Origin of the sequence: Caloramator fervidus (assembly GCF_900108045.1) — a bacterium.
GTDB classification, from domain to species: Bacteria; Bacillota; Clostridia; order Clostridiales; family Caloramatoraceae; genus Caloramator; species Caloramator fervidus.
In genome coordinates this window covers 1-23720 of the sequence record NZ_FNUK01000023.1, presented here as the reverse complement: position 1 = coordinate 23720, position 23720 = coordinate 1, and the positions used below count along the sequence as shown (strand labels likewise).

Annotated in this window: 21 protein-coding genes and 1 riboswitch; of the genes, 8 read left to right on the top strand and 13 right to left on the bottom strand. The window is 32.3% G+C overall.

Features of this window, described 5'->3' with window-relative positions:
* A partial coding sequence (locus tag C4R78_RS07940) for a transposase (protein ID WP_146057678.1) occupies nucleotides 1–346 on the top strand: 346 nt, incomplete at its 5' end.
* A gap of 7 nt (nucleotides 347–353) precedes the next feature.
* On the opposite strand, the gene C4R78_RS07935 is transcribed toward C4R78_RS07940, so the two are convergent.
* Genes C4R78_RS07935 through C4R78_RS07925 form a run of 3 tightly spaced genes read right to left on the bottom strand, consistent with a single transcriptional unit; the run spans nucleotide 354 to nucleotide 4513 of the window.
* Nucleotides 354–1706, bottom strand: coding sequence for a CCA tRNA nucleotidyltransferase (locus C4R78_RS07935; protein WP_159945864.1), 1353 nt, complete (start codon nucleotides 1704–1706; stop codon nucleotides 354–356).
* A 12-nt stretch (nucleotides 1707–1718) separates the two neighbouring features.
* Nucleotides 1719–3566, bottom strand: a complete 1848-nt coding sequence (locus C4R78_RS07930) for an ATP-binding protein (protein ID WP_103896534.1) — start codon at nucleotides 3564–3566, stop codon at nucleotides 1719–1721.
* A gap of 11 nt (nucleotides 3567–3577) precedes the next feature.
* Complete coding sequence (locus C4R78_RS07925) at nucleotides 3578–4513, bottom strand: DNA double-strand break repair nuclease NurA (protein WP_103896533.1); 936 nt, start codon at nucleotides 4511–4513, stop codon at nucleotides 3578–3580.
* Between the two features lie 177 nt (nucleotides 4514–4690).
* Here C4R78_RS07925 and C4R78_RS07920 point away from each other — a divergent pair, with 177 nt between their 5' ends.
* A complete protein-coding gene (locus C4R78_RS07920) occupies nucleotides 4691–4936 on the top strand; it encodes an AbrB/MazE/SpoVT family DNA-binding domain-containing protein (protein ID WP_103896532.1) in 246 nt (81 codons plus the stop codon).
* Nucleotides 4937–4957: 21 nt separating this feature from the next.
* On the opposite strand, the gene rsmI is transcribed toward C4R78_RS07920, so the two are convergent.
* Genes rsmI through C4R78_RS07900 form a run of 4 tightly spaced genes read right to left on the bottom strand, consistent with a single transcriptional unit; the run spans nucleotide 4958 to nucleotide 7690 of the window.
* Nucleotides 4958–5800 carry a 16S rRNA (cytidine(1402)-2'-O)-methyltransferase gene (gene rsmI / locus C4R78_RS07915; protein WP_103896531.1) on the bottom strand — a complete coding sequence of 281 codons (843 nt, stop codon included), beginning with the start codon at nucleotides 5798–5800 and terminating at the stop codon, nucleotides 4958–4960.
* Between the two features lie 12 nt (nucleotides 5801–5812).
* The gene (locus tag C4R78_RS07910; RefSeq protein ID WP_103896530.1) at nucleotides 5813–6544 is read right to left on the bottom strand and encodes a tRNA1(Val) (adenine(37)-N6)-methyltransferase; all 732 of its coding nucleotides are present in this window, start codon (nucleotides 6542–6544) and stop codon (nucleotides 5813–5815) included.
* A gap of 8 nt (nucleotides 6545–6552) precedes the next feature.
* Nucleotides 6553–7041, bottom strand: coding sequence for a TlpA family protein disulfide reductase (locus tag C4R78_RS07905; RefSeq protein WP_103896529.1), 489 nt, complete (start codon nucleotides 7039–7041; stop codon nucleotides 6553–6555).
* 1 nt (nucleotide 7042) lies between these two features.
* Nucleotides 7043–7690: a cytochrome c biogenesis CcdA family protein gene (locus tag C4R78_RS07900; protein WP_103896528.1), complete on the bottom strand. Its 648-nt coding sequence runs from the start codon at nucleotides 7688–7690 to the stop codon at nucleotides 7043–7045.
* 134 nt (nucleotides 7691–7824) lie between these two features.
* Here C4R78_RS07900 and C4R78_RS07895 point away from each other — a divergent pair, with 134 nt between their 5' ends.
* The 4 genes from C4R78_RS07895 (at nucleotide 7825) to C4R78_RS07880 (ending at nucleotide 12846) form a co-directional block, all read left to right on the top strand.
* Complete coding sequence (locus C4R78_RS07895; protein WP_103896527.1) at nucleotides 7825–8808, top strand: asparaginase; 984 nt, start codon at nucleotides 7825–7827, stop codon at nucleotides 8806–8808.
* Nucleotides 8809–8936: 128 nt separating this feature from the next.
* The gene (locus C4R78_RS07890; protein ID WP_103896526.1) at nucleotides 8937–10388 is read left to right on the top strand and encodes an alanine/glycine:cation symporter family protein; all 1452 of its coding nucleotides are present in this window, start codon (nucleotides 8937–8939) and stop codon (nucleotides 10386–10388) included.
* A gap of 96 nt (nucleotides 10389–10484) precedes the next feature.
* On the top strand, nucleotides 10485–11324 hold the full coding sequence (gene speE / locus C4R78_RS07885; protein WP_103896525.1) for a polyamine aminopropyltransferase: 840 nt from the start codon (nucleotides 10485–10487) through the stop codon (nucleotides 11322–11324).
* A gap of 85 nt (nucleotides 11325–11409) precedes the next feature.
* The gene (locus tag C4R78_RS07880; protein WP_103896524.1) at nucleotides 11410–12846 is read left to right on the top strand and encodes an amino acid permease; all 1437 of its coding nucleotides are present in this window, start codon (nucleotides 11410–11412) and stop codon (nucleotides 12844–12846) included.
* A gap of 30 nt (nucleotides 12847–12876) precedes the next feature.
* Here C4R78_RS07880 and thiT read toward each other — a convergent pair whose 3' ends face one another.
* A complete protein-coding gene (thiT, locus tag C4R78_RS07875) occupies nucleotides 12877–13503 on the bottom strand; it encodes an energy-coupled thiamine transporter ThiT (RefSeq protein WP_103896523.1) in 627 nt (208 codons plus the stop codon).
* A gap of 29 nt (nucleotides 13504–13532) precedes the next feature.
* A riboswitch (TPP riboswitch) is annotated at nucleotides 13533–13636 on the bottom strand.
* A gap of 52 nt (nucleotides 13637–13688) precedes the next feature.
* Nucleotides 13689–14546: a tRNA 2-thiocytidine biosynthesis TtcA family protein gene (locus tag C4R78_RS07870; protein ID WP_103896522.1), complete on the bottom strand. Its 858-nt coding sequence runs from the start codon at nucleotides 14544–14546 to the stop codon at nucleotides 13689–13691.
* Between the two features lie 154 nt (nucleotides 14547–14700).
* Between C4R78_RS07870 and C4R78_RS07865 the strand changes: the two genes are divergently transcribed.
* A complete protein-coding gene (locus C4R78_RS07865) occupies nucleotides 14701–15723 on the top strand; it encodes a branched-chain amino acid aminotransferase (protein ID WP_423236641.1) in 1023 nt (340 codons plus the stop codon).
* A 17-nt stretch (nucleotides 15724–15740) separates the two neighbouring features.
* Here C4R78_RS07865 and C4R78_RS07860 read toward each other — a convergent pair whose 3' ends face one another.
* Nucleotides 15741–17414: a DUF4153 domain-containing protein gene (locus tag C4R78_RS07860; protein WP_103896521.1), complete on the bottom strand. Its 1674-nt coding sequence runs from the start codon at nucleotides 17412–17414 to the stop codon at nucleotides 15741–15743.
* A gap of 94 nt (nucleotides 17415–17508) precedes the next feature.
* Between C4R78_RS07860 and C4R78_RS07855 the strand changes: the two genes are divergently transcribed.
* On the top strand, nucleotides 17509–19206 hold the full coding sequence (locus C4R78_RS07855) for a methyl-accepting chemotaxis protein (protein WP_103896520.1): 1698 nt from the start codon (nucleotides 17509–17511) through the stop codon (nucleotides 19204–19206).
* A 29-nt stretch (nucleotides 19207–19235) separates the two neighbouring features.
* On the opposite strand, the gene C4R78_RS07850 is transcribed toward C4R78_RS07855, so the two are convergent.
* From C4R78_RS07850 to C4R78_RS07840, 3 genes are all read right to left on the bottom strand, one after another.
* The gene (locus C4R78_RS07850) at nucleotides 19236–20954 is read right to left on the bottom strand and encodes a methyl-accepting chemotaxis protein (protein ID WP_146057677.1); all 1719 of its coding nucleotides are present in this window, start codon (nucleotides 20952–20954) and stop codon (nucleotides 19236–19238) included.
* Complete coding sequence (locus tag C4R78_RS07845; RefSeq protein ID WP_103896518.1) at nucleotides 20951–22237, bottom strand: putative bifunctional diguanylate cyclase/phosphodiesterase; 1287 nt, start codon at nucleotides 22235–22237, stop codon at nucleotides 20951–20953. Before C4R78_RS07845 ends, C4R78_RS07850 begins: the two co-directional genes overlap by 4 nt.
* A gap of 107 nt (nucleotides 22238–22344) precedes the next feature.
* A partial coding sequence (locus C4R78_RS07840) for a methyl-accepting chemotaxis protein (protein WP_103896517.1) occupies nucleotides 22345–23720 on the bottom strand: 1376 nt, incomplete at its 5' end.

Genomic DNA, 23720 nt, shown 5'->3' with positions numbered 1-23720 from the left:
AGGATATCTAGAAGAAGTAGAACATTTGAGACATACATACGAATGCAAAGAACTATATAAAGATAGAAGCAAAACCATAGAGAGGGTATTTGCTGACTTGAAGGAGAAGCATGGTTTGCGATGGACAACACTAAGAGGGATAGAAAAAGTGTCCATGCAAGCGATGCTTGTTTGTGCTTGCTTTAACTTAAAGAAGATGGCAAATTGGATGTGGAAGAAGGGACAAAACGGCCCTGGAAAGGGCAAAAATTTCTTTGTATTTATAAAATATTTATCAAAAATGCTTGTAAAAATACTCAAACCCCACTTTTCGTTTTTTGAAAAGTGGGGTTTGTCGACGGTCTGAAAAGGGCTTATTTAAGCCCTTTTTTCATGTTTTTAATAAATTCAAGAGCCTCTTCCCTTGTTTTTATGTTTCCTAAGAAAATCTCCTCATTTAAAGCCTCCAAAACTTCCCCTACAAATCTTCCCTTTTTTCCTGTAAGTTTTATAACATCCTCGCCGGATATCAGTTTTTTAGGAAGCTTGTTTTTTTCATATAATCTATCAATCAAATCCATACAAAATTCAAAATACCTCTCCCTTTCACCATTTTCATCAAGCAAAAGCCTTGTTGCCGTAACATCAAATAATGAAGCTAATATAACATCTAGTGTATTATCCTTAAAATCCCTAATAAGTCTGTATAGGGCTCTTTCGGTTGCACCTGTTTTAAAAAGACCAAGTATTCTCATATGTCCCTTTATAACCGACTCTATTAAGTTTTTCTGCTCCTTTGAAAAGTTATATCTTTTATTTATGCTTTGAAACTCCTCATATCCAGTTACATCATGCCCTTTAAAGGTTATCTTTTCTCCTTCTTTTTTATAGGCTTTTGGTTTTCCAATATCATGTAAAAGAGTCGCAAGCTTTAAAACCGTCCTTCTTTTTACCCCTGAAAGGTTTTCATCTAAATGCTTTTTTATACTATCCTTATGTTTTGTTTTTAAAACCTCATCCATCATATCCTCAAAAGTCTTTAAAGAAAGCATAGAGTGGGTAAAGGAATCAACCACGTGATATTTACACTTTCCTATAAGCTTCATCCTTTTAAACACAGGGAAAATCTCACAAAGAAGTCCTGTGCTATCAAGCTCCTTTAGGATATCATAGCTTTTTCCATCTAATATTTTAAAAATTTCATCTATTATCCTTTCTCCTGAAACATCGTTTATCCTTTGAAAGTTTTGTTTAATAAGCTGTAAAGTCTCATCTTCTATATTAAAATTTAGCTTTGCTTTAAGCCTAAAAGCCCTAAGCATTCTTAAAGGGTCATCTAAAAAAGCATCTTTATAACTTACTCTAATTATTTTATTCTCTATATCCTTTATTCCTCCTACAACATCTATATATTTATCCCCTTTTATGTCCTTTGCTATTGAGTTTATAGTAAAGTCCCTTTTTTTAAGGTCTTCTTCAATACTTTTTCCCTTCATTTTGCAAAAATCTATAGTAATATCATTTAAAATAACCCTTGCAACATCTTCATGCATCAAGAAAAAAGAACCTTTATTTAAATCTGCATATTCCCTTGCAACCTCCAAATTATCCTTTAAAGCCACATCTATATCGTTTATTTTTATGCCTAAAATTAAATCCCTTACACATCCTCCAACTAAGTAGGCTTCTACTCCTTTAGTTTTTAAAAATTTTTCCAAGTCCTTCAAAATTCTCACCTCTTAAACATCCATATAAAAGTCTCCAAAAGGCGAAGATTTAACCTGTATATATCCCTTTTCAACTAATTTTTCCAATATATCCTTTAGAACGTCTACATTAGGCGCTACATCCGTTCCTATTTTAGCTAAAAGGCTTGCAAGGTCTGTTGGAGCAACAGGGAGATGTTTTTTTATCTTATTGTAAACATCTTCATAAAATTTATGTTGCGCATCATACAGTTCATCAAAGGGGTTTTCCCCATGGATTGTTGTAGTTATAGCCATTCTAAATCTTATTGGAATAGTTCTTCCCATTATTGCAGAGGATACAAAGGCGTCCCCAGAAGTTAGATATGGAAGGCGTCTTGCCTCTTCACTTGTAAGGTCAGTTTCCTCCTTTATGGTGTTTATATCAGAAGCCCTTACAGTTCTAAATATTATCTTTGTATTAAGCTGTGCTGTAACTGTTTCATCTAAAAGGGCTGGCCTTTGAGTTGCAAGTATTAAAAATACTCCATATTTTCTTCCTTCTTGAGCTATTTCCTTTATTATAGCCTTTGAAGGTGTCTCATACCCTTTAGGTGCAAAATTATGGCTTTCATCAAAGGCTAATATAAAAGGTGGGAAAAACTCTTGAGCCTCTCCTCTTTGCTTTGCATCTCTATACTCTCTTCTTTTATAGTATAGGGTGCTTATAAGGTATGTGGCAAATACGTTTAATATTTTCATAGGACCTTGAATGACAACTGTTTTACCGCTTAAAAGACCGTTTTCAACTTTGCTTATGTCGCTTGTAAAAAGGCCATCCCTAAAAAGCCTTTGAAGCCTCCATAAAACTCCGCTTAAAGATTGAGGTGCAACAGATCTTTTATATTCCCTAAAAACTTCAAGCATATCTTCATAATGCCTTACATTATCATCATCACCTTTATTTTTTGCATCTTCTAAAAGTTTATTTATCTTTGCTTCATTTCCTATATCAAATCCTTCCTTCAAAAGGCTTAATCTTCTTTCAAAGGAAAAGTAAGTATCCTTATATTCATGAAGGGTTTCAACAACGTTTGCCATAGACTCCGTCATGGTTCCTGCAGCTGCTGCTGAAATTAAGTTTATAAGGTCTCTTGTTGTAAGGTTTTCAAACTTAACCCCTACATCCTTTCCTATCTGAAGGCATAAAAATTTGCCACTAAAATCAAAGGAATACTTAGAATCAACTCCGCTATTCTTTGAAAAATCCATTTCATAGTGGGGGTCTAAAACAACTGTTGGAATATTTTTCTTCATTATCTCTTCTAATATAACCCTCATTCCAAAGGATTTACCAGAACCTGATCCTCCAAATATGCCTATATGGGGATACTGATTCATAGACTTTATATCAAAAATAAAAGGAACTCCATTTTGCTTTATTATTTTTCCATCTTCTAATATGCAAAATTTATCATAAAGCTCCTCATCCAAGGTATCTAAAAGTTCCTCTGTACTTTTTATAACCCCTAAAACAAGCCCTTCATCCCTTTTACACTTTAAAAGAAGGTCTTTAACCTCATCAAACTTTGGAAATCTTACAATACTTCCTGTTGTAACAGGATATTTTGCTTCATGAACTAGTCTAACCTTTGCAATATAAATAGTGTTTTCGTCTATCTCATACCCTAAATTTTTTAAAGAATTTAGTATGTTATTATCTACCATATCCCCATTTATATTAAGGGGAATAAACTTATTATAAGATGTTGTTTCAATAACTTCTCCCCTTAAAATTCCTTGAAGATTATCTTCTATTATAAGTATTTGGTTTATCTTAAAAGGAACATCTTTTGATACTACATAAACCTCCTGCTGATTTGTAATCCCTACAACCTGCATAAAAATCCTCCTTACCTTTTGTTTCTTTTAGGATTTATAAACATTTCTCTAAGTTCCTTATCAATATAGGTCTCAACAAAAACTCTTACCATCTCGTCGCTTACTTTAACCTCCTTATCAACCATGTCAAGCCAAAGGGGAATACCCCTTCCTTCCCTTGGAGTTAAAGTGTATAAAAGATTACAAAGCTTTAACCCGTCTTCAAACTGCTCAGCTAAAAAATCAAGCCCTATAACTTGAGGGTCCTTTGAAAGCCTTGCATAAAGAGTTTTTATACCCTTTTGCTTTTTTTGGGTTTTTATATCTATCTCTAAAACTTCCCCCTCATTTAAAAGTCCAAACAAAATTTCCCTGTCATATAAAACATTAGAATATCCTATTTTATCTTTAACAAGCTCTGCAATATCCTTTGTTTTAACCTCTTCTGCAACTCCTATAACTATTTTTCCTTTTTTTAAAACCATTTCCTTAAAGGCTTGCCATTCAAAAGGACAGTCAATTCCATAATGCATCAAAGAACCATCCATTAGAATTATGTCCGACTTAAAATTTTCCATGGCATACATAGCCACCTGTATCTCAAGCTTTGACATTGCTGCCCTTCTTCTTTGTTCATCTTTTATCTGGCTATCTTCCTCTTCAAATAAAGGTGCATAAACATCTTGAAGTATATAAGCTTCATTTAAAGTGGACTTTGCTAAAGCCTGAACTATTGATATATAATGGGGGTAAATTCCTCCATAATTGTTTATAGAACCATCAACTCCAATTATTCCCTTATCCCTTGTTATCTCCTTTATCTCTTTTTCATCAAGCCTTTTTAATTTATGTTTTTTCCCTATCTCATATAAAGTTTTTTCGACCTTTTCTTTATCTATTTTTTTCTTTTGTTCTTTTAATTTGTTGTTTAACTCAGAAAGTTTAACTTTTAAAAAATCAAATTCCATAAAATCACCTCTAAATCAATTATAGCAAAATTTTTCTAAAATTATCTTTTGGCAAAAATTTTCATATTGTTAAAAAAATAACTTTTAAAAAATTTATTTTACTGTATTGACTAATTATGGGAATATTGTTATTATTTAATTAGCAGATGTCGAATATTGTTGATAGGAGGAGAAGGGATGAAGTCAACAGGTGTAGTTAGAAAAGTAGACGAACTTGGAAGAATAGTTATTCCAATTGAGCTTAGAAGAACACTAGAAATAGGTGAAAAGGATGCCCTTGAAATTTATGTAGATGGCGAACATATCATACTTAAAAAATATCAACCAGCTTGTATATTCTGCGGAGATGCAAAGGATGTTGTAAACTATAAGGGTAAAAATATCTGTCAAAATTGCTTAGAAGAGCTAAGAAATCAAAAATAAAGGCATGCTAAAGCATGCCTTTTATACATTTAATGCCTTTTTATAAACTTCAGACTTTGGAAGGCCTCTTTCCTTTGCAACCATCTTTATGGCCTCCATTTTTGAAAAACCCTTTTCTATGTACATTTTAACGTGCTCTTCAATGCTTATGTCTTTAAAATCCTCAGTTTTTTTCCTTTCAAGCTCCTCCTTAGAAATCCCTTCTAAAACTAAAACAAATTCCCCTAAAGGCTTCTTTTCTTTAAAAATTTCTAAGGCTTGGCTTAAAGTACATCTTATAACTTCTTCATACTTTTTTGTAAGCTCTCTACATATTGATATTTTTCTATCTCCAAAGGTTTTATAAAGATCCTCCAAAGTTCTTAAAAGCTTATGGGGAGCCTCATAAAATATAATAGTTCTTTCCTCATTTAAAAGCGCATCAAGCCTTTCCCTTCTTCCCTTTTTATCGGTTGGTAAAAAACCTTCGAAAACAAACCTTGATGTATTAAGCCCAGATACAACAAGCCCATACACAAAGGCAGTAGGTCCCGGAATTAAATAAACATTTATATTGTTTTCAATGGCCATTTTAACCAAGGCTTCCCCTGGGTCTGAAATCCCTGGAGTTCCCGCATCAGTTACAAGGGCCATATTTTCCCCTTCTAAAACCCTTTTTATTATTTTTTCTCCACTTTCATATTTGTTATGTTCATGATAACTTATAAGGGGCTTTTTTATGTTAAAGTGATTTAAAAGCTTTAGAGTTTGTCTTGTATCCTCTGCTGCTATAAAATCAACGCTTTGTAAAGTCTCAAGGGCCCTTAAAGTTATATCCTTCAAATTCCCTATAGGCGTTGCAACAAGATAAATACATCCGGGCATATTAACCCTCCTTTAAATTAAGCCATATATTTTTAAAACTTCCTCTGTATAGTTTCCCTTTTCATCATATACATATAAAGGCTTTTCAACCTTTAAAAAATCTCCCCCTGCCTTTACAGCTTCTATTAAAACCATATTAGGAGCTTTGTCATAGCTTGGATGAACAAATCTTATCCTCTTTGGATTAAATTTATTTTTATCAAGGCTTAACATTATATCCTTAAGCCTTTCGGGGCGGTGAACCATATAAAGCCTTCCTAATCCCTTTAAAAGCCTTGATGCAGAAAATATAACTTCATCAAGATTTACTAATATTTCATGCCTTGATATTGCCTTTTTATCCTTTGGGTTTACAAGCCCTGTTAAAATCTTTTTATAGGGAGGATTTGTTACAACAACATCATAAATATTTACCCCTAAGTATTTAAAACAATCCTTTATGTCCCCTTCATATATTTCAATTTTATCATCAAGACCATTTAATTTTATACTTCTTTTTGCCATATCTGCAACTTCTTTTTGTATTTCAACTCCTATTATTTTTTTAGGCTTGTATTTTCCATACATTAAAAGGGGAATTATACCTGTCCCTGTTCCAAGGTCAACAACCGTTTCCTTGTATTTTGCCTTGGCAAAGCTTGATAAAAGAACAGCATCAATTCCAAAACAAAAACCTTGAGGGTCTTGAATTATCTTAAGACCCTCAAGCTGAAGGTCATCTATTCTTTCTCCTTCTTTTAGCATGATATCACCTACTTAGCCCTTTTAATTAAGTCCTTTAATGTGCTTTCCTCCATATATCCTATATGCTGCTGTTTAATTTTAAAATCCTTTCCTATTATAAAGGTAGTTGGTATTCCCCTTACTGAATAAATATTTGCTACTTTTCCATCAACGTCCATAAGAGGAACTATTTTATAATTGTTTTCCTCTAAAAAGGCTTTAACGGTTTCTTTATCTTCACCTATATTTACAAACAAAAATACAACATCTTTGTCCCCTTGACTTAAAACCTTCATAAAGTTTGGAAACTCAGCTTTACATGGAGGGCACCATGTTGCAAAAAAGTTTAAAACAACAACTTTGCCTTTATAATCAGAAAGCTTTACAACATCTCCCTTTAAATTTTGTAGGGTAAAGTCCTTTGCAAAATTTGAAGCTTCATCTTCTTTAATATAAAGCTTTACTAAAAAAATAGCAAGAATAAATATTAAAATCCCTAAAATAATTTTCCTTTTCATCTTAAAACCCCCAAGTTATCTTTGAAAAGTATCCGAAAAACAAAAGTATTCCTGTAATTATAATGATTATACCTGAAAAAATTTTTATAAATTTTAATCTAAACTTTAAATTAAACTTTTTAAATAAAAAAGCCATAACAACAAAAGGAATAGCAAGCCCCATAGAATAAACAAAAAGCAAAAAAGCACCATAAAATAAAGATTGTTTGCTTGCAGCAATAGCTAAAACCGAAGCTAAAACAGGACCTATACAAGGTGTCCAACCAAGGGATATGCTAACTCCAAGCAAAAATCCCCTTAAAGGACCTTTATGACTTAAATTTACTTGAAATCTTTTCTCCATCATAAGATAATCTAACTTTAATATATCAAGATAAAAAAGTCCCATAAATATTACAAAAATGCCTAAAACCTTATTTAAAATTTGCCTGTAAAACAATAAAAACTTTCCTATTCCGCTTGCAGCTAACCCTAAAAGGACAAATATTAAGGTAAAACCTAATACAAAAGAAATTGAGTTTAGTATCCCCTTTTCTTTATCTTCTCCAAAAATATATGCAGCATATACAGGATATAAAGGTAAAAAACAAGGCGATAAAAAAGAAAGCAACCCCTCTACAAATACTATTAAAAAACTTATATCCTTCATGTCATCATCCCCTCTAGGGTATATTTTAAAATTATAAATTTAAATCTTCAATAAATGACAAAATTATATCAAATATTTCTTATTTTAGTTTCTTCCTTTATAATAAAATTAGCAAAATAAAAAGGGGGATATACATGAAAAAGGTTGCAATAGTATTTAATGGTGGAACTATTTCTATGAAAATTGATCCAAGAATTAAGGCCGCTGTTCCTACATTATCTGCTCAAGAAATACTTGCAATGGTCACAGGCATCGAAGGATACGCAGAAATAGAACCTCATACCTTTTCAAATCTTCCAGGACCTCATATGACTCCTGAAAAAATGCTGGAGCTTTCTAAATTTATAAAAAACCTTTTAGAAAGAGATGACATAGCAGGCGTTGTTGTAACCCATGGAACCGACTCGTTAGAAGAGACAGCATATTTTTTAGATCTTACAATAAACTCTGAAAAACCAGTAATAGTAACAGGAGCTATGAGAAACAGCTCTGAACTTGGATATGATGGTCCCCATAATCTTGCAGCATCAATATGTACAGCCATATCAGAGGATGCTAAAAGAAGAGGAGTTTTGGTATGCTTTAACAACGAGCTTTTCTTAGCCTCTGAAGTTACAAAGGCAAATTCTATGAGCCTAAACGCCTTCCAATCTCCAAACCTTGGTCCCATAGGAATTGTGGACAGCAACAAAGTTATATTCTACAGAGATGTAACTAAAAAACAATACATTGAGATTGACAAAATCAACGCAAAGGTTGAACTTATAAAAACAGTAACAGGAATGGATTCATCATATATAGATTTTTGCATAGAAAAGGGAGTAGATGGGCTTGTAATAGAAGGAATGGGAAGAGGAAACGTTACACCTTTTATGGTAGAGGGAATAAAAAGAGCTATTGAAAAAAACATCCCTGTTGTTGTAGTTTCAAGATGCTTCCAAGGAAGAGTTTTAGACTCCTATGGATATCCAGGCGGTGGAAAAAACCTAAGGGACTTAGGAGTTATATTCGGAGATAATCTTCCAGGACAAAAGGCTAGAATAAAGCTTATAGTAGCTCTTTCAAAAACAAGGGATTTAAATGAAATAAGAAAAATATTCGAAAGGGAATTATACTAGCCCCTATCCTAAGGGGCTTGTTAATTTAATAACAATTGTTAGAATTTTTAAAATATTGCATAAATTTAATTGAATTAATTTATCTCTTATGTTAGAATTATTATAAACATATCGAGGGGGGATTTTTAATGAATCTTTCACAATTTGTTGACTTTCTAAATAGCCTAGTCTGGAGTAAAGCACTTATTTATCTTTGTCTTTTAACAGGACTTTATTTTTCAATCAGAATGCGATTTTTCCAAATAAGGCACATTAAAGACATGGTAAAATACCTACTTGGTGGACAAGATTCTGAACAGGGCGTTACCTCCTTCCAAGCCTTTGCTATGGCAGTTGCAGGACGTGTAGGAACAGGTAACATAGCAGGGGTTGCAACTGCAATAGCAATGGGAGGTCCTGGGGCAGTATTTTGGATGTGGGCAATAGCCTTTCTTGGGGCAGGTTCAGCTTATGTAGAATCTGTTCTTGCTCAAATCTATAAGGAAGAAAGGGACGGACAATACAGAGGAGGTCCTGCATATTACATTGAAAAAGGCCTTAAAATGAAATGGTATGCAGTAGCCTTTGCAGTTTCAACAGTTTTAGCCTGCGGTCTTCTTCTTCCTGGAGTTCAAGCGTATAACATAGGCGAAAGTATAAAAAATGCCTTTGGAATCAACCCTGCAATTACAGGTGGCTTTGTAATATTTCTTCTTGGACTTATAATATTTGGTGGAGTAAAAAGAATAGGTAAAGCAGCAGAAGTTATAGTTCCATTTATGGCTATAGGTTATATATTGGTTTCTATAATTATAGTAATCGTAAATATAAAAGAACTTCCTCATGTTTTAGCACTAATATTTAAAAACGCCTTTGGCCTTGATGCTGCCTTTGGAGGTCTTTTAGGTTCTGCAATCTCTTGGGGAGTAAAAAGAGGAGTTTATTCAAACGAAGCAGGCCAAGGAACAGGACCTATGGCAGCAGCCGCTGCTGAAGTTTCCCATCCTGCTAAACAAGGTTTAGTTCAAGCCTTTTCAGTTTATGTTGATACCCTCTTTGTATGCTCTGCAACTGCCTTTATGATTCTTATAACTGGAAAATACAACGTTCATAAACCCGGCGGAGGATTTTATGTGGAAAACTTGCCAGGAATTCAATACGGTCCTGCCTTTACACAAAAAGCAGTTGAAACCTTGTTCCCATCCTTTGGTGCAGCCTTTGTTGCTATAGCTTTGTTCTTCTTTGCATTTACAACTCTTATGGCTTACTACTACTACTCAGAAACAAGCCTTGCATACCTTATAAATGATGAAAAGCTTAGAAAAACTTTAATAAACGTTTTAAGGGTTGTGCTTCTTGCATCCGCCTTCTATGGAACAATAAGAACTGCATCCTTTGCATGGGCCCTTGGTGACCTTGGAGTTGGTATAATGGCTTGGCTTAATATAATTGCTATAATACTCCTTCAAAAACCAGCCCTTGCAACATTAAAAGATTATGAAGAACAAAAAGCAAAGGGATTAGACCCTGTCTTTGACCCTAAAAAATATGGAATTGAAAATGCAGATATTTGGAATAAAATTGTTGAAAAGTATAAGTAAAAGATCCCCTTTTGGGGGTCTTTTTTGTTGAACAAATTCTAAAATATTTGTTATAATAATATTTTGTCAAGAATAAAAAGAAAGGAGTTGAGGAAGATGGCAGACTTTATAAAAAAAGTAGGGAACGAGCTATGGTTTGAAGAAAATGACAGAGACTCTCTAAAAGTATCCTACAAAATAAAAGATATCCTATACTCCGCAAAATCAAAGTACCAAGAAGTTCAAATAGTAGATTCAGTTGACTTTGGAAAAATGCTTTTAATAGATGGCGTTGTCCAAACCACCGAAAAGGATGGTTTTATATATAACGAAATGATAGCTCATGTTCCACTAAGCATGCACAAAAATCCTAAAAAGGTTCTTATAATAGGTGGGGGAGATTTAGGAGCAGCCTTTGAAGCTACAAAATATCCAGTGGAAAGGATAGATGTTGTTGAAATAGATGAAGAGGTTGTAAAGGCTTCAAAGGAATATCTAAAGGAAGTTTCTAAGGATTTAAAGGATGAAAGGGTTAATATATTGTTTGAAGATGGAGCTAAATTTGTTAAAAACAAAAAAGGTGAATACGACGTTATAATAGTTGACTCCTCAGATCCTATCGGCCCTGCTGAAGTTCTATTTGGAGAAGAATTTTACAAAGACATCTATGAAGCCCTTAAAGAAGACGGAATAATGGCTTGTCAAAGCGAATCTCCTCTTTTATATCCTGAAGTTTTCAAAAGAACATATAAAAGATTAAAAAACATATTCCCTATAGTAAAGGTTTCAATCGCTACAGTTCCAACATATCCAGCAGGATTTTGGAGCTTTACTATAGGTTCTAAAAAATATAGCGAAATAAACAAAGTTTATGATAAGGATACATTATATGTAACTAAAGAAATAATAGAATCTTCATTTAACTTGCCAAGATTTATTGAAAATATGTTAAAATAGTGCGCACTTTTGCGCACTATTTTTAATATTGACTTTGTTCTTTAAATTCGTATAATTATACTAAAATACTAAAAGGGGGATTATTATGAGTAATGCTAAAAAGTTAGGACTTTGGACATTGGTTATGCTTACCTTTGTCCCAACATTTGGATTTGGAAACATCACAACAAACGCGGTTGCCCTAGGCCCTGCTGCAATTCCATCATGGCTTTTGGTATCATTGCTTTTCTTTTTCCCATTATCAATAATGATAGCAGAACTTGCATCCAAAAATCAAGATAAAGAGGGAGGACTTTATACTTGGATTGAAAGCGCTTTAGGACCAAAGTGGGCATTTATTGGAACATGGTCATACTTTGTGGCTAATCTTTTTTATCTACAAATGGTATTTGCAAGAATACCTGTATCGGTTTCCTGGGCTATATTTGGCGAAAACAGATTTAACGACCAAAACGCATATCTTTTACCATATTTAAGCATAATACTTGCAATAATATTAACCTATGTTGCAACAAAGGGTGTTAAAAAGTTCTCTAAGCTTGCTGACTTTGGAGGAAAGTTTACTTTAGCTGCAACCATAATATTTATAGTATTTGCATTTATAGGACTACTTATTGGCAAACCATCTGCAACACAATTTACTGTAGATAATACTATCCCAAAATTTGATACATCATATTTTGCAACCTTCTCATGGCTATTGTTTGCTGTTGCTGGTGCTGAAGTTGCAGGAACTTATATAAAAGATGTTGATGACCCTCAAAGAACATTCCCAAAGGCAGTTTTAATTGCAACAATCCTTATAGCCCTTGCATATGTTGTAGGTTCAATTGCGGTATGCCTTGTTATATCTCCTGAAGCTTTGCAAGAGGCTAATTTAAAAAATGCTGGATATGTAGTATATAAAACTTTAGCTGAAAACTTTGGAATAAACGGTAAAATAGTTGTTCAAATATATGCAGCCATACTTACTATAACATCAATTGCTGCATATATAGTATGGATTGAATCTCCAATAAGGGCTATGTTTGCAGAAGTTCCAGAAGGAACCTTCCCAAAATTTTTAACTGAAAAAGACGAAAATGGAACGCTAAAAAAGGCCCTATGGACTCAATGCGCAATAGTAATAATAATGATTGCCGTTCCTCTTCTTGGACTTAACTCAATAGATGCCTTCTTTAGGCTTTTAACTGACCTTTCAGCACTATCTCTTGTTGTTCCTTATATAATATTAATTGCAGCTTATATATCCTTTAGACTTAAAAATCAGGATGTACCATTTAAGTTCTTTAAATCTAATACAACAGCTATGATTTTCTCATGGATAGCTTTAATTTTAAGCATAGCAGGATTCTTTGGAGCAGGACTTGATTATATATCTGGGGCAGAATCTTCAAAGGAGGCATTAATACAAATAATAAAAACCTACGGCGGACCTGTTATACTAATAATATTAGGATATATAATAACCTTCTTAACTAAAGCTGTAAATAAAAATATAGAAAAAACTGAAACAATGTAAAAAATCCCCTAAAGGTTTTCCTTTAGGGGATTAATTTACACTAAGCTTTATTTTCTCTACTGCATTTTTAAATTGTGGTATTAGGGAAATTATAATGCAAACAAGCAAATCCGGTCCTAAGTAGCTAAAATTATAAACTATTGAATACCATAAAGGATTCATTCCTTCCGGCGCATAGCTTGCAAAGAAAATTGCCCCGGATATTATATGAAAAATCATTCTCGATATGCCACCTATTATCAAAGAAACTGTAAAATTCTTTCTATAAAGCCCAGCAAGCCCTAAAGCAGCAAAAGCAAGGGGGTAATCTATTAAAACTTGAGCCCAATGAACTACATATTGATCTTGTATAAACTGTAAAATTCCATAGGCTGCCCCTGCAATAATTCCATCTTTATAGCCAAAGATGTATGCAAAAAGCATTATTGGTATCATACTTCCTAAGGTTATTGTTCCACCTTGGGGCATTTGCAAAAACTTTACAAAGGATAAAATAAAAGACATTGAAATCAAAAGGCTTGCATAGGTAATCTTTCTTGAAGTCATTTTTTCCTTAGATTTTAATAAGGATAGCCCTAATACCACTAGTAAAAATATAATAAACCATGAAGTTAAAGTTATTTTAGATATACTTTTGAAGACATTTAAAAATTGCATAAAAAAAACCTCCTTTTTGCCGACGCAAAAGGAGATTCACAACGCTTCCCTTCGCTGGCATTACCCAGGTCAGGTTCAAAGGGTCGAAGGCTTTAGCCTTCCTCTCAGCCGTGTGGCTCCCCTAGCGTTCGGCAATATTTTATTTAGTTTAATTTTATAATAAACCTTTTTAAAACGTAAGTCAATCATTCTTCATAAAATTCCAAAAACGAATACTTTTTCCCATCCTTTTGCCATCCTATTATGCTGTCTAAATTAACGTTTTGAGCGGACTTAAATATTGACTTTTCAACATCTTCAAAGTTTTTCTTTAAGTTTTTAATAAGCTCTTTTATTTCATATCTTTTGTTTCCTATCTTTTCTGCTGCAACCATACAAGCGCAGTTTAAAGGCCATATGCCTGCATATTGAATAAACTGCTCTATATGCCTTTCCCTTATATAATACATAGGCCTTATAAGTTCCATTCCTTCAAAATTTTTAGCCTTTAGTTTTGGCATCATGGTTTTAAAGTTTCCAGAGTATAAAACGTTTAAAAGGATAGTTTCTATAACATCATCATAATGGTGTCCTAAGGCAAGCTTATTACATCCAAGCTCCTTTGCTTTGTTATATAAAGCTCCCCTTCTCATCCTTGCACACATGTAGCAAGGATAATCCTTTGCTATTCTGTCAACAACCTCAAATATCTTGCTTTCAAAGATATGAGCTGGAATGTTTAAATAATTAAGATTTTCAATATGAAGCTTTTTAATATCAGAATGATATCCCGGGTCCATAGATATAAATTCAACTTCAAACTTTATATTTGAATGCCTTTTCAATTCCTGAAAAAGCTTTGCCATAAGAAGGCTGTCTTTTCCTCCGGATATTGCAACTGCAATTTTATCTCCATCCTTTATAAGTTTAAAATCCCTTATAGCCCTTACAAAAGGAGAATATACCTTATGTCTAAATTTGGTTATTATACTTCTTTCGATTTCAACTAAAGGTTTTCTATTTCCTTCTGGAGTTATAACAGGACAATTACCTTGAATGCTCATTCTATCACCCCAAATATTTTTCTTTTTTAATTATACCATATAACTATTTTGAAAAGTTATTTTAAAAATATTCTAAATTATCTAGCATACATTAAATTTTTGTTATATAATTATAATGGAATATGTTTCGAAAATGTTACAAAGAGGTGGTATCATGAAACAAGTAAATTTAGATTGGGGAAAACTTGGATTTAACTACATTAAAACTGACTTTAGATACGTTTCCTACTGGAAGGATGGAAAATGGGACGAAGGAAAATTAGTAGAAGATAACATGATAACCATAAGCGAAGGTTCTCCAGCAATCCACTACGGTCAACAATGCTTTGAAGGTCTTAAAGCATATAGAAGAAAGGATGGAAAAATCCAATTATTTAGACCAGATCAAAACGCAAAAAGAATGAATCAAAGTGCAAGAAGACTTTTAATGCCTGAAATACCAGAAGAAAAGTTTATAGAAGCATGTATACAAGTTGTTAAAGCAAATGAACATTTTGTTCCACCTTATGGAACAGGAGCTACCTTCTACTTAAGGCCCTATTTAATAGGAATTGGGGACAACCTTGGAGTAAAGCCTGCAAAGGAATACTTATTCTCAGTTTTTGGATGCCCTGTTGGACCTTATTTTAAAGGTGGACTTACTCCTGTAAACTTTATGGTCTCAGACTACGACAGAGCTGCTCCAAACGGAACAGGTGCTGTAAAGGTTGGAGGAAACTATGCAGGAAGCCTTCTTCCACATGAAATTGCAGTAAAAAGAGGATTTGCAGATTGTATATACTTAGATCCTGCAACTCATACAAAGATTGAAGAAGTTGGTGCTGCAAACTTCTTTGGAATTACAAAGGATAACAAATTTGTAACTCCAAAGTCATCTTCAATACTTCCAAGTATAACAAAATATTCTTTAATGTATGTTGCAGAAAAATACCTTGGAATGCAAGTTGAAGAAAGGGATGTTTACATAGACAAGCTAGATGAATTTGTAGAAGCAGGTGCCTGCGGAACAGCTGCGGTTATAACTCCTATTGGAGGAATAGAATACAAAGGTAAACTACATGTATTCTACAGCACAACAGAAGTTGGTCCTATCACAAGAAAACTTTACGACACATTAGTTGGAATACAATTTGGAGATATAGAAGCTCCAGAAGGATGGATTGTAGAAGTAATATAGGCTGTGGATTCCACAGCCTATTTCTCTTTTATGAGTATATAAAATTCAAAACCTTTGCCCTTCATATCCTTTTCAATGTTTATAAGATTAAACTCTATTTTAATCCTTACATATTGATTTTCATCTAAAAAACACATCTCCTCTTTAGGAAGATATATAACTTCATTTGATTTATCTTTATATCTTTCCATTAGCCCTTGTGCAAATTTATTTAGATTTGTTGAATAAATAAGTTTCCCATCCTTAAAAATCCTTAAAACTGAAGAATCAAAATCAAACCTTGCATATATCCCTTGAGTAGAATCTGAATATCTCATATCTAAAAGATAGTCATACCCTTTAACATCAATTAACCTATCCTTTGGATTTCTTTCAAAAGTAAAATACTGAAGGGGATAAAATTCAACATTATCAAATCCAAACACCTTTTTCATATCTGACCTTTTAAAATCCTTTGGAATGTATTTTAAATCCTTTAAGCTATGGTTTAACTCAAAGTAATCTATTATGCCACATATTGTTCTTTTATCTTCATAACTTATGTTAGAGTTTGGAATTATCTTTCCCTTTAGCATTCCATTTTTTATTAAAATTGCTTCAAACCGTTTGTTTTGACTGTATTTTGAAAGGTTAAAACTACTTAAAGGCCCAAAATTTGAAATTAAAATAAATACTGATAAGGTAATTGGAACTATTATGTTTTCCTTTTTTAAAAAAGAAAAATAAATCATAATTAAAAATATCCATATCCCTAAAATTAAGACATAATATCTTCTTTCAGTTAATCCATATTGATTTATCCTAAGAGCTATTGATACAAACATCACTAAAATTATAGGAATAATAAGTTTTGGAATAAATTTAAAAAAGAAAGTAGCCCATTTGTTTTCATGATAAAAGGGAGTTATAAAAAATAAAACAAATATTGTAATTAAACAATACCACAAAACAAGATGAGATATAAGCCCCCTTGGAAAGGATAAGGTTAATAATATTTTTGCAAAAAAGATATAAAGTACAACAGTATAGGAAAGCAAAAGAGGCATTATTATATAAAGCAATAAAACCTTAATAGTCTTTGAAAAATCCTTTTTATAAACATCCTTTGGAATATTTGATAAAAAATAAAAAACCCCAAAGATTAAAAAAACCACTAAAGCAAAATAAAAGTAAATGTCCTCCCTTACTTTTATTTCTAAAAGCCTATCTATTGCAAATAGTATAGCAGAAATTCCAAAGTATAAAACCCCTGAATAAAACAAGGCTGTAAAAAAAGATATAACAACCTTTTCAACATAAACTTCAAAACAATCCCTTTTAAAATATGGAATGTATAAAAAAGCTAAAAACAAAGCTAAATTTAAGGATATAAATTTAAACATAGTTTCCATTTTAAAATCCCTTATTAAAAAATAATAAAGGATTAAAAATAAATATCCTAATAAATAATAATTTTTTCTACCTATCCTTTCCTGCAAAACCCTTATACAAAGGAATAAAAACATACCAGCTGTAAAAACCATAGAAAGCTTTTTTAAAGGCTCTAAATCAAGGGAATACCTGATTCTAATTTCATTGTTTATTATAAGAAGGGCAGTAAGAAGAGTTGAAAAAATAAAAGTTTCAGGAAATCTTTTTGTTCCTAAAGTTATTGATGCCATGGTTCTTTTTAAAAAATTTGATATTACCATAAAAATTACCCCTTTTTATTTTTTATTATATCATATTTAATTTAAACAAGCCATCTGCTATAATTTTACTAGAACCTTAAAAGGAGGGAATAACTTGAAAACAAACCGCTTTGGGAAAAATATATTTAACTTAATAGTTAAAACTTGTTTAAGTTTTATATTTATTTTAATCTTGGCATATTCCTTTGTGATTTACTCTACCCTTTCAAAAATACAAACCACAGTAAAAAACACAGCAGAGGAAGCCTCTAAAATAATAGATGGAGATAAACTCGAAAAAGTTTGGAACTTAGGAGATTCAAACTGCAAAGAATTTTTTGAAATTAGGGATAATTTAATAAAATTTAAAAGCTCAAAAAATGTTAAATATATCTACACATTATATGTTGAAAACAATAAAAGCTACTTTATAGTTGATGGCTCTTTACAAGATGCTGCTGCTTTAAAAGATGAGTACATTTTTAAAAAAGAGATGAAGCTTGCAATGGAAGGCAATGTAACATGCTTAAAATTTCCTATAAAAGATAAATGGGGAACTTTCATATCAGGTTATGCTCCAATTAAAAACTCTAGTGGAAAAATAGTTGGGATTGTAGCAGCTGATGTGGATGTTGAAAATTTTGTTTATATGAATTATATGCTTTTAATATCAATAACGGCAACAATAATAATAACCATGATAATAGCCTTTTTCACTACAAAAAAATATTCTAACAAGATAGTATCTCAAATTGAAAATGCTGCAGGTAATATGAATAAATTATCCTTAGGGGACCTTACTGTAAGCCTTTTTGCCAAAACAAATGATGAAATAGAAGACATAATAAATAAGGCTGATGAATTTAGGTTGAGCATAAATAACATACTTTTATCAATAAAGGAAAAATTTGAAAACGTATTTGAACAAGCCAAGAATTTAGCCTATATATCCTCTGAATTACAAAAGGCCTCCCATGAAGTTGCAAGTTCCCTTCAAACATCAGGATATGAAGTAGAAAGACAAAACCAAAGCTTTAGCAATTTAACAAAATTTATAAATGAATATAACTTAAATCTTGAAAAAAGCATAAACATAATAAAGGATATGGAAAACTATGCAAAAGAAATAGAAAAGGATTTTGACAAAACAAACCAAGATATAACCTTGCTTATATCCTCTGTAAAACAGGTAAACAATACATATGGTGAGGTTTTAAAAAATATAGAGATGCTTAATGAAAATATAAATCAAATTAGTCAAATTTCTAATTTAATAAACGATATAGCAGACCAGACAAACCTCCTTGCACTAAATGCCGCAATTGAAGCCGCAAGGGCAGGGGATTTAGGAAAGGGTTTTGCAGTGGTTGCAGAAGAGGTTAGAAAACTTGCAGAAAAATCAAAGGAATCAGCACAAAATATAAGCAAAATAATAGATGTAGTATCAAAGGAAAATAAAACAGTAGTTGAAAAGGCACAGGATATGAACAAAATAATAAACAGCCAAATAAAACAGGCAGAAGAAACCACCCAAATTTTTAATAATATAAGTTCAAGTATTTCCACCTTAATTTCAAAAATATCAACAGCCTACAACTACACCAATGAAATAGATAACGGAAGGCAAATGATATTAAAAAGCGTTGATGATTTATCTTTATCAATAAATAACATATATAAGTCTATAACCACAATTTCCGCAACATCACAGGAACTTTACTCTGCGTCAGATGAAATATCTCAAGCTGCTGAAAAACTTAAGGAAGCATCAAAGGAAACCTTATCAGAAATAAATAAATTTAAACTAAAATAACCCCTTTGAAAATCCAAAGGGGTTATTTTTTAAACTTTAAATTTATCCACCGCTTCCATAAGTTTTGTTGCAATTGAGCTTAAGTTTTCAGCAGCGTTTGCAACCTCTTGAGAAGATGCTGAAAACTCTTCAGCAGATGCTGCAACTTCTTGTGAAGCTGCTGTATTTTCCTGAGTTATAGCGCTTACAGCTTCAACCTTTGATAAAACTTTTTCCTTAGACTTAACTATTTCATCCATACCCTTATAAGTTCTATCCATTAAAGGCGCTATATTTTGAACGGATTCTAATATTTCTGCAAAGGCATCTACTGTGTTTGATACCGAAGTTGTTTGAGCTTTTATAAAGTTTTCAACCTCACTTGATGTTTTTATAACTTCTTCTGTATCTAATTGTATTGAATTTACAAGATCTATTATCTCTTCTGTTGACTTTTTAGATTCCTCTGCAAGCTTTCTTACCTCATCCGCAACAACGGCAAAACCTCTTCCTGCTTCCCCTGCCCTTGCAGCTTCTATTGCCGCATTTAATGCAAGAAGATTTGTTTGTTCTGAAATTGAAGTTATAACATTCGTAATACTGCTTATTTGTTTTACTGAATTAGTAAGATTGTTAACCTTAGACACAACTATTTCAAAGGCATTTCTTATATCCTCTATTGATTTTACAAGTTTATCCATTTCATTTTTTCCGTTATTAGCCTTATTTGTTGTATTGTCAGTTTCTTGTTTTACATTTCTTAGCTCTTTATAAACATTTTCTATGTTGTCTGTAAGGGTTGCAATTAAGTTTACTATATCCTGTAAATCATTGCTTTGAGCTATAGCCCCCTCTGCAACCTGCTGCATAGTAGTTGCAAGCTCTTGGGAACCTGATGACATCTCCTCAGATATTGCAGTTAAATTTTGTGAGTTATCAGTAACAAGTTTTGTATTTTCCTTTATAACCTTAAGCTCATCCTTTATATTTTCAACTATCTTCTTTAGATATTCATTTATCTTTGAAAACTCATTTTTACCATCAACATCTATCTCAACCGTAAAGTCATAATTTGAAAGCTTTTCTGCAACATCGCTTACAGTTCTCATTGAAATTCTTAAAATATACGTTACTCCAAGGACCATTGCGCTTGTAATCATAAGAATAACTAAAAACACTATAACAAATACCCTTTTAGTTCCTGCAAATATAAAGTTAGCCTTATCTACAACATCCTTTGAAATTCTAGCATTTAATCCAACAAGCTCATCTATGTTCTTTTGGGTGTTTAAAATAAGTTCATTAAGCTTTGCAGCATCGCTTAGGCTTATTGCTTGGTTTGACTTTAAAAGGTTTATCTGCCTTTTAGCCTCCTCAACATATAAGCCTACGTTGTTTTTTATTGTCTCTAAAAGTCTTTGTTGCTCCTCATTCATTTTATAGTTCTTTAAATTGTTTAAAGCTTCTTCTATACTTTTTTCCTTTTCTAATATCTTGTTGTACTCCTCTATGCTATAAGCCTTTTCATCTAGCATCTTATTAACAGAAAGCCTCATTATATAAAGCTCGGTTTCTAAACGCTTAACCTCAAGGGAGGGAAGCATGTTAACATTATACAAATTATTCATGTCATTGCTTAAAACGTTCATATTCTTAACTGCTAATAAAGATATAGAAGCTAAAGAAAGCGCAACAGTTATAACTATTAAGTATAAAAGAGAAACTACTTTTACATTTTTAAAAAGATTTACTATTCCTCTTTTTTTCATTTCCATCCCCCTTTCTTTCCAATAAATTCTTTTATTTCCTCAAAAGTTTTAGGCCCTGATATATAATAACCTTGAATTTTGTTACAACCCCATCTTTTTAAAATTTCAACCTGCTCTTTTGTTTCAACTCCCTCTGCCACAACCTCATAGTTCATTTCCTTTGAAATATAAAGTATTCCCTTAATTAGAGCACTTCCATTTTTATCATCTATTCTATCTATAAGGCTTTTGTCAATTTTTATAGTGCTTATTGGAAAGTTTATCATATTTATAAGGGAAGAATATCCTACTCCAAAATCATCTAGGGAAATCTTCATTCCTCTTTTTAAAAACTCATTTATTTTATTTATCTTCTGCTCCTGAATATTTAATATTTGAGTTTCAGTAAACTCTATTCCAATAAGGCTTGAGGGAACCTTATACTTAGAAAGAAGATTGTCAAACAATAAAAAAAATGCGTCGTCCCGAAGCTGCAAAGGAGATACGTTTATATTGACTTTAATATTAATATCTTCCTCCATCCATCTTTTTATATCATTAAAAACTCCTTCAATAACAAAAATACCAAATTCTCTTATAAGACCCGTCTCTTCAAGAATAGGAACAAAAACAGAAGGTGGAACATCCCCATATTTTTCGCTTTTCCAACGAGCTAGGGCTTCAACTTCCTTTATTTTCCCTTCCTTTAAGTCATAAATTGGCTGGTATAAAATATAAAACTCCTCCTCTAAAAGAGCCCTTTTTATATCCACCATCATATTAGCTTTTTTAAGCATAGTATCTTCCATTTCCTTGTTAAAAACAACATAGTTTGACTTTCCTAATTTTTTTGCCTCAAACATAGACATGTCAGCTTTTCTTATTATATCATCTATATTCTCTCCAGCACTAGATATATAAACTCCAACGCTTACAGTTGTTAAAACTTCTCTATTACCTACTTTAAAACAATAATTAAACCTTTCAATTATATTTTCAATTATTTTAAAAGCTTCATCTTTTTTACAGTCAAAGAGAATAATAAACTCATCTCCTCCAAACCTAAAAACCTTTCCTCTATTTTTAACCATTTTAACTAATATATCGCTTATTTTAATAAGAACATCATCTCCAAAACTGTGACCATAGGAATCGTTTATATATTTAAAATTATCAAAGTCAAGAAAAGCAACTGTAAGATGACAGTTTTTACACCTATAATAATCATATAAATAATATCTATTGGGAAGCCCTGTTAAATAATCATAATACTCTTTCCCTTTAAAATCCTTATTAGGCAACATAATATCAACCCTTTTTAGAAGTTTGCAAAAAGATAATAATATAACATTTATAAAAATTCAATAAGATATTTATAAATTTTTTTTAAAATTTAAGCGGCATATGCCGCTTAAACCTTAAATTGATTTATAACCTGACTTAAGTCTTGTGCCACAGAAGTTAAATTTTGTGCTGAGGCTGCAACCTCCTCAGAAGATGCAGAAAGCTCCTCAGAGGATGCCGCAACTTCTTGTGCTGCTGCACTGTTTTCTTGTGTTACTGCGCTTACACCCTCTACCTTTGTTATTACCTCATCCCTTGATTTTATTACCTCATCCATGTCCCTGTTTACCTTCTCTATCAGCGGAACTATGTTTTCTATAGAATCTATTATCCCTTCAAAGGATTTTACCGTATTTTCCACAGAGCTTGTCTGCTCTTTTATAAAATCACTAACTTCCCTTGATGTGTTTATTACCTCCTCTGCATCCTTTTGTATTCCCTTTAAAAGCTCATTTATCTCTTTTGTTGACCTCTTTGACTCCTCTGCTAGTTTCCTTACTTCATCTGCTACTACCGCAAATCCTTTTCCCATCTCCCCTGCCCTTGCTGCCTCTATCGCTGCATTTAATGCCAGTAAATTCGTCTGCTCTGATATCCCATTTATAACCTCTGTTATGTTGCTTATTTGTTTTAATGAGCCTATTAGATTGTTTATTTTATTTATCACCGCTTCAAAGGCTTCCTTTATTTCATCTATCACCCTTACTAAATTATCCATCTCTTTTTTGCCTTCGTTTGCTTTATCCGTTGTATCCTCTGCATCTTCCTTTACCTTTACAAGTTCACTATAGGCGTTCTCTATCGCATCCGTTAACCTTTGCATTAGGTTTATTATTCCCTGAAGGTCATTAGCTTGAGATGTTGAACCCTCCGCTACCTGCTGCATTGTCTTTGCAACCTCTTGAGATGAAGAGGCCATCTCCTCTGATACCGCTGTTAGGCTCTCCGCCTGTGTTAATACATTCTCTACGCTCTCTTTTATCTTTACTATCATATCCCTTTGTGCTAAAATCATGTTCTTAAAGCTCTCCTGTATCTTTCCTATTTCATCTTTTCCCGTTACCTTTATATCTAAGGACATATCTCCTTCCTCTGCCCTTTTCATAAGCTTCATCAATTCTACAAGGGGATTTGTTATATTCTTTGCTAAAACAAGGGCAAGTAATGCTACTATTCCTAGGGTTATAATTAAAAATATAACTGTTTGAATTATTGATTTTTCAAATTCCTTTCCATATTCCCTCTCATTCATCGTTGCAATAGCTATCCAACCTGTTTGCTTTGATTTTGCAAAGCCTGATATTTTTTCTTCTTTATCTGTGTATTTTAAATTTCCTTCCTTCATTTCAATAATTTTTTTACCAAAGTCATACTTTTCAGCTATGTTTACAAGCAGCATATCCTTATTAGGATGGGCAATTATTGTTCCATCTTCTAAAATTA